Below are 6,335 nucleotides of genomic sequence, written 5' to 3'. Positions count from 1 at the left end.
CCCGTGAACCTGACCGGCCGCTACAGCGCTGGATGATAGCGCGCGGCCGGTCAGCTTCACTACCGCTGAGCTACACCACCACGCGGGACACGACCCTTTACTGCGGGGAGGGGTGCCCGCTCGGGCATCCCGTGTGCTGCGATCTCCGCTTGGATGCTTGCAAGTTCAGCGAGCCATGCCTGGGTGCGTGCGGTTTGCACGTGCATGTGAACCTCCGTCTGTTCGTTGAGACGGATGCCGGCTGACGATCGGGTGGGGTCAGGGTCACAGGACCGCGCAGCGGCCGCGCAAGCGGGGCGTGGGGGTGCCGATTTTGTCGTGGTCGAAGCGCAGCGAAGGCCGCGTCAAAATTGGGGGAACCGCGCATCCTTGACGCTGGCTCCGCCCGGTCGTCACGATGGACAGAGTCGACGACAGAGCCTTTCCGACGTTGGCAGGGCAGGGGAGGCGCCGACCCTAGCGACGGTCTTGCCTCCCACGCGCGCCAATCACCCTTCCCGTACAACCGTCGTTGCCCAAATCGCGACCGTCAGCTGGTCGCTATCGAACTCCGCGGCGAGGTCACGGGCATTGAGGCACTCGATCTCATCGGGAAGAATGCCGCTTCATGACGGACGTTTCCCCGAGCGAGGGCGACCTCGTGTTCACGCCGCGCGCGCTCGGCCGCGTTGATCGACGAGCGTGGAGGGGGGGGTCTCGACATTCATGATCCGAGCCTTTCGGCAGAAATGGGAAGCCCCGGCGCCACTACGCCGGGGCGACGCGTCAGCGTTCGTCGACGCGCATGATCGTTAGGACGCGCGTGGTTTTAAAGGGATCTGCCGGATCATCCGAGCCCGCGCTCAGGTCGTGATTGTAATAGTCGATCTTCCAGTAGCAGTCGGTGCCTTCAAACCGAAACCGGCCCAGGTCGTGCTCGCCGTACGGATCGATCGCGTCGTCAAAGGCATCGAAGTCGCGAACCGCGCGGAGCAGCTCCGCCCGCTTGCGGAAGTTCCGGAAGAGGCTGATGTCGCCGATCAGGTCTGCGATCCCGCTGGTCATCACGACACGGTTGTTGCCCGGGGCGGTGAGATGCTCGCGCAGCCAGTCGTTGAGGCGGGCGATCTCCGCTGCGCCACCCTTGGCGTGGTTCGATTGGGGCGTTTGCTCGGCCATGATGGTCTCCTGCCATTGACCCCGACGATCGGGGCCTTTCGACAGGCGACAGGACGGCCGGGGCATAGGTCGCTCGCGCACCCATAGGGTCGAAACGGAGTGGAGAAGCCCGCTGGCGGGCTTGCGCGGGGGAGCGCCCCGGCCAGGACGTACGAGCCCGAAATGCCGCGCGGATCGTCGACACGGGGAGACTTCACGTCGAGGCTGATGCTGGACGACCACGCCGATCGCGGCGTATCGTGCGATCATGGAAACGGCTGCCAACATCGTTGCCCTGTGGCCCCGCTGGATGGACAGCGCTGGCGATATGCTCCGGATGAAGGCGTTGGTCCGGACTCGCTGCTGCAAATGCGGGACGCTGATGCGCGCCGAGCTGGAAGACATCGTGGCACGCCACGGCTCCGATTATTCGTTGGTCGACAAGCTGGAGCGCTGCCGAATGGTCGAGTGCGAAGGGTCTACCTTCTATCTGGCGTCGCGAACCTATGGCCGCGAATGGGTGACGCTCCTGCGCGACCCGCGGCTGATGAAGGTGTTCGAGGAACTGACGCCTGTCCGGACGGCGTGGAGCTGATCGCCAGCCTCCGGAAGAGATACCGTCTGAATTTGGATCCCGCACCCAAGCGGTGGATAGAAAGAAGCAGAAGCCCTTCGTCTCGCGGCGCTGCCGTGCTTGCGCAGCAGGGCCGGGGCGGGCTCGATGCCCGCTCCGGCGCCTTCACGGTTGACGAGCGGAGAGGGGAGGGGGGCCGAAGCCCCCCGGGAGGCTCAGGCGTAAGGGTCGTACTCGTTGACGATCGTGAGCGAGCTGTCGTGATCTTCGGCGGTGATGACGGAATATTGGGTGCCGACGGCGATGACCATGGTTGCCACCATCAAGGTTCTTGCGAGGCCCATGGCGTTTTTGCGGGCGATCCAGATATCGTTGAACATGTCCGAGGCTCCTGTGAAGCCGGCGGGGTTCATCCCCGCTCGACAGGCGCCCGACAGGACGGGGAAGGGCCGCGATCACTTTTTTCGCATGCGAAAAAAGCCGTAGCGAAGCGCCCGGACCCCTTGCGGGTTGATCGTACAAGGCCCTGAGCCGGCCCAAGGATTGCGCCTCAAGAGCGGGGTGAAGCCCGCCTGCACGAAGCGTCGCGACGCAACGCTGGGTCGCCGGAGACGCGCCCCATCGCGCAGGCGCGGTGGACACCTGCCCAGTCCGTGCCCCTTCTCTGCGCTCCAATGTCGACGGGCACAGTGCGCTGCTCGGCGGTGCAGCCCAGGCCGGGCCAAGATGGAAGGACGTTGCCGCTTTCCGGAAAGAAGTTTCCGCGCTGCGCGCCCGTCAGTCGATCGTCACCCGAACGGGCCGAGACCGGCTACGGGCTCGGTGGAGCGAAGCGGAATAGAGCGACGGTCCCGGCTTTGCCGGGAGACGCCAACTCGTTTCGAGACAGCAACCCAAGGCTACCCGGCTTCATGATAAGGCTTTAGACTGAATGGCGATCCCTACCGTCCTCTATGCATTGGTAGTCGACGACGATCCGCTCATTCTCAGGCATGCGTGCGACATTCCGGAGGTAGCGGGTTTTAACTTTCACCAAGCGGGTACGGTCGAGGAGGCTAAGGCCTTCATGGGCGATGATGCCGACGGTGTGACGCTCCTGTTCTCCGACGTGGCGATGCCCGGCGACAGCGACGGGTTCGCGCGAACCCATTACGTTGCCGAGTATTGGCCCTGGATCGAGATCGTGCTCACAAGCGGCAACGTGACGCCATGTCCGGGGGACATGCCCGACAAAGCAACGTGCATCGGCAAGCCTTTCGACGATCGCATGCTCCAGCAACGTCTCACGGAGACGGTGCCGGACAACAAGCAACTCGAACAGCTCAAGCGCGCGGTGTAGCTGTGTTTTCGTGAACTTGTGACCTTGCGGTCCTGATTGCCGGTGAACGCGAGAAGAGGCCCGGAGCGTCAGCTCCGGGCCCGTACTGCCTCCCTCAGAAGGGGACGTCATCCGCCTCATCGTCCTGCGCGGCGCCTTGGCGTTCCTGGCGGCTTTTGCCGTAGGAGAGGAAGGTCACTTCGTCGGCGATGATCTCGACACCGTAGCGCTCGATGTTCTGATCGTCGGTCCAGCGGGTGTAGTGGATGCGGCCCCGGACCATGACCTTCTGGCCCTTCTCGACATACTGCGCGACGGTCTTGCCGACGCCGTTGAAGCAGGTGATCCGGTGCCATTCGGTGTCCTCGACCCGGCGACCTTCGCCATCCTTCATGGTCTTGCCGTCCTGGTCGCGCTTGGGGCGCGAGGTGGCGAGGGAGAAGTTGGTGATCTTGGTGCCGCCCTGGGTGGTGCGGACTTCAGGCGTGGCGCCGACGTTGCCGGCGAGGATGACGAGGTTCTGCATTTCGAGGTTCCTTTTTTGCTCGCCGGGGGGTCCGTCCCCTCGACTGAACACCAAAAAAGACGGCCAGGACGCCCTCTCCACCGAAAGCGCGAAGACGCGGAGGGGAACCCCGATCGAAGGGGTGGTGCGGGCAGCCGTGGCACACGGCAACTCGGCCCGGATGATCGCGGGTTGGAGGGGGTGGACGGCCGGATTAGGTCGTTCAGGAAAGAGAGGGGATGGACCCCCACCGGCGGGCAACGGACATGGAACCGTGAAGCAGGACGCCCTTGTCGCGTCGCTCGTCCGGCAGTGTCACTGTTCCTGGTTCCGCTATCCAGGCGCTCTCTGACACCCTCCCTCGCTGGTGCTCGCGCCCTGCGCCGGTGCCTGTCGTGAAGGATGATGGTTGCGGCGTGGACCTTGGTGCCGCCTTTCGCCGTCACGGCGCGCGCGCGTCGTGCGTGTCGAGATGACGATGGGGGTTCGTGCTGCGCAGCGTCCCGCCCGGACGGCAGGAACCAAGCGCGGCTGACGTCCTGCCGGCAGTGCATCCCACCTGGCACAACGCGGCGAAGCCGGCGCAGAGACCAACGCGGTGGAGGTGGCGTGCCTCCTGTCCGGGAGGAACACGGCCCCGGGGCAGGCTCCGGCCTCGCCCCAAGGAACCGCTCCGCGTCGGAATCGCGATTTAGGCGCGATAAGCCCCCGTCAGTCGAGCGTCACCCGAACAGGCCAAGACCGGCTAGGGGCTGGGTGGAATAGCGCGCTGGTCGCGACACTATTCACCCGAACCTTCGCAAGATTGCCCTTAGGAACCAGTCATCACCGCTCGGCTGTTCGCCTTGGAAAGCCTGCACGACCGATCATGGCATCGACAGCGCGATCCGCTTCCTCACCATTCAGGCGGGAGGCCGGGGCCGGAGTCGGCGACGGTGTCGAAAAGCCTCGTTCCGCGCGCGCGAGGAGCGCTGTGGTTGTCCGTCATGACGACTTGGTAGGTGTTGCCGTCAGCCGAAGCGCGAAGCGCCAGCTTTGCGCAGCCGTATGTAACCGTTTGGGCGAGGCATTGGTTTGCTCCTCGGTGGGGTGGAAGTAAGTGGATTTCTGCGGGGAGCTCGCAAAGGGCGAGGCCGCTGGCTTTGCCAGCGGCCTCGCCGAAGCTCAGGCGACCTCTCGGTCGCGCTGAGCGTTCTGATCTGCGGGCGGGGTGCCGAGCGGGCCGCGGCGGTCGACCACGCGGATACCGGCCTTCTTGGCGTCGATTACCAAGCGCTCGGTCACGCCGTTACCCTGGAAGGCGATGACGTAGCGAGGTTTCAGCGAGAGCATCTGCTCGTTGCGACGGAAGCCGGCACGATCACCCAGCTTGCGATCGAGACCGAAGCGGACTTGCTGGATACCGTTCTGTTCGGCCCACGACGCTGCGATGCGCTCGATCCCCTTCATGTCGCCGCCATGGACGAGATACATGTCGCCGACGCGCTCCCGAACCGCACCCAGGGTGCGCAGCAGATTGTCGCCAAACGCCTTCATGTCCTCGTCGGTCCGGAAGGTCAGCCGTCCCCCGGCAAACACTACGGGCGTGCCCTGTGCCGTGTTGGCGTCGCGGACCCGCTCGCGGCGAGCCTGAAGGAAGGCGCGTCCGTCAACGATTGCCGACGTCACCCCGAGCGAAATGCGGTTGCCGGTCGACGGGATCCAGGAACGGCCGGTCTCGCGGATATAGTGTGCCGCTGCGGTGTCGCGCATGTGTTCGTAGCAGGTGGCGGCCTCCTCGATCTTCTTGGCAAGGTCGATCTTGTCCTCTAGGTTGGCGGTGCTGATCTCCGAACCGTCCTGCTCGGCCAGGAGGAGCCTGATCTCGTCGGTGAGACGGTCGATGGTCGCGTGCTTCTTCGCCGCGGCACGGTGGAAGAGGTTGACCAGGCCCCAGCCCATCTCCTCGATGTCGCGCTCGAGCGACGTGTTCTGGAGGGTTGCGAACAGGTCGCTCCAGATGGCGGTGGTGGTCTGCTCCAGTGCTTCGGTCGAGGGCGGGCACATGCCCGAAACGTCTTCGGCGCGGGGTTCGAGGTGTCCAAGCTCCAGAGCGGAGAGTGCGGCAGCGAGGGAAGTGGTCATAAGGTCAAGCCCTTCATCTGATCGAGGCCGGCGGCCTATCCGCCGGATGCGCACCTCCTGGGCGGCCGAATAAGAGGCGCCCGCACCGGAGCGAGGCGCAGGGAAACCGCAAAAACCGGGATGGTGCGGGCAGCCGCAAAGCGGCAACTCGGCCCGGATTTTTGCGGTTGCGGGGGTCTCGCGGCCGCCCATGTGCCGCATCCCTCTGGCGGAAGGCTGTCGGGCGTCAGGTGGCGTCGGGCGAAGACGTGACCACGCTTGCTGCTACGGTTGAAGTGGGGCTCAACCCGAACGTCGCAACGTCTTCGAGAAGTGCCTGCCCAGTTGCACACAAGCGGACCATGGCCGCTGGGGTGATCCGTGGGCGCTCCATCGGCGCCGATCGCATCGATCATGATGCGGAGCTGGTCGACCAGATCCTCGCACCGGGTCGCGGCATAGCCCGCGCACGCCGCAGCTTGCGAGAACAGGCCCGGGACGGGCAGGACGGAGACATTGCCGCCATCGGGGACAAAGCGCCAAGGATCGACGTCCGCACCTTCAGCGACAAGCGCTGACATACGTGGGGTGCTCCGTGTCGAGGCTCTTCCACCCGTCGGTCGTATGCGACGCATCGATCGCAGCGCGGCAGGCGCTGACGACATCTTCCGCCTCGACCGTGATTTCCGCACGGTAAC

Annotated in this window: 7 protein-coding genes; 3 read left to right on the top strand and 4 right to left on the bottom strand. The window is 65.1% G+C overall.

The genetic code is table 11. The features are described from left to right. Positions 1–765 precede the first annotated feature (765 nt). Positions 766–1,158, bottom strand: a complete 393-nt coding sequence (locus FHY04_RS16870) for a DUF3768 domain-containing protein (RefSeq protein ID WP_183937266.1) — start codon at positions 1,156–1,158, stop codon at positions 766–768. A gap of 247 nt (positions 1,159–1,405) precedes the next feature. Here FHY04_RS16870 and FHY04_RS16865 point away from each other — a divergent pair, with 247 nt between their 5' ends. Beyond that, entirely contained in the window at positions 1,406–1,732 is a 327-nt protein-coding gene (locus FHY04_RS16865; protein WP_183937265.1) for a hypothetical protein, read from the top strand. A 194-nt stretch (positions 1,733–1,926) separates the two neighbouring features. On the opposite strand, the gene FHY04_RS16860 is transcribed toward FHY04_RS16865, so the two are convergent. After that, positions 1,927–2,091 carry a hypothetical protein gene (locus FHY04_RS16860; RefSeq protein ID WP_183937264.1) on the bottom strand — a complete coding sequence of 55 codons (165 nt, stop codon included), beginning with the start codon at positions 2,089–2,091 and terminating at the stop codon, positions 1,927–1,929. 551 nt (positions 2,092–2,642) lie between these two features. Here FHY04_RS16860 and FHY04_RS16855 point away from each other — a divergent pair. Continuing rightward, positions 2,643–3,050: a response regulator gene (locus tag FHY04_RS16855; RefSeq protein WP_183937263.1), complete on the top strand. Its 408-nt coding sequence runs from the start codon at positions 2,643–2,645 to the stop codon at positions 3,048–3,050. 94 nt (positions 3,051–3,144) lie between these two features. On the opposite strand, the gene FHY04_RS16850 is transcribed toward FHY04_RS16855, so the two are convergent. Then, positions 3,145–3,555, bottom strand: a complete 411-nt coding sequence (locus FHY04_RS16850; RefSeq protein WP_037527256.1) for a single-stranded DNA-binding protein — start codon at positions 3,553–3,555, stop codon at positions 3,145–3,147. A 1,143-nt stretch (positions 3,556–4,698) separates the two neighbouring features. Next, on the bottom strand, positions 4,699–5,658 hold the full coding sequence (locus tag FHY04_RS16845; RefSeq protein WP_183937286.1) for a DUF2493 domain-containing protein: 960 nt from the start codon (positions 5,656–5,658) through the stop codon (positions 4,699–4,701). Positions 5,659–5,906: 248 nt separating this feature from the next. Between FHY04_RS16845 and FHY04_RS16840 the strand changes: the two genes are divergently transcribed. Further along, positions 5,907–6,215, top strand: coding sequence for a hypothetical protein (locus FHY04_RS16840; RefSeq protein ID WP_183937262.1), 309 nt, complete (start codon positions 5,907–5,909; stop codon positions 6,213–6,215). The last annotated feature ends 120 nt before the right edge of the window (positions 6,216–6,335 follow it).

The organism is Sphingomonas sp. BK481 (genome assembly GCF_014194875.1).
Classification (GTDB): domain Bacteria; phylum Pseudomonadota; class Alphaproteobacteria; order Sphingomonadales; family Sphingomonadaceae; genus Sphingomonas; species Sphingomonas aerolata.
Note: the sequence above shows the minus strand (reverse complement) of the source record. Positions and strands in the feature narration are given on the sequence as shown.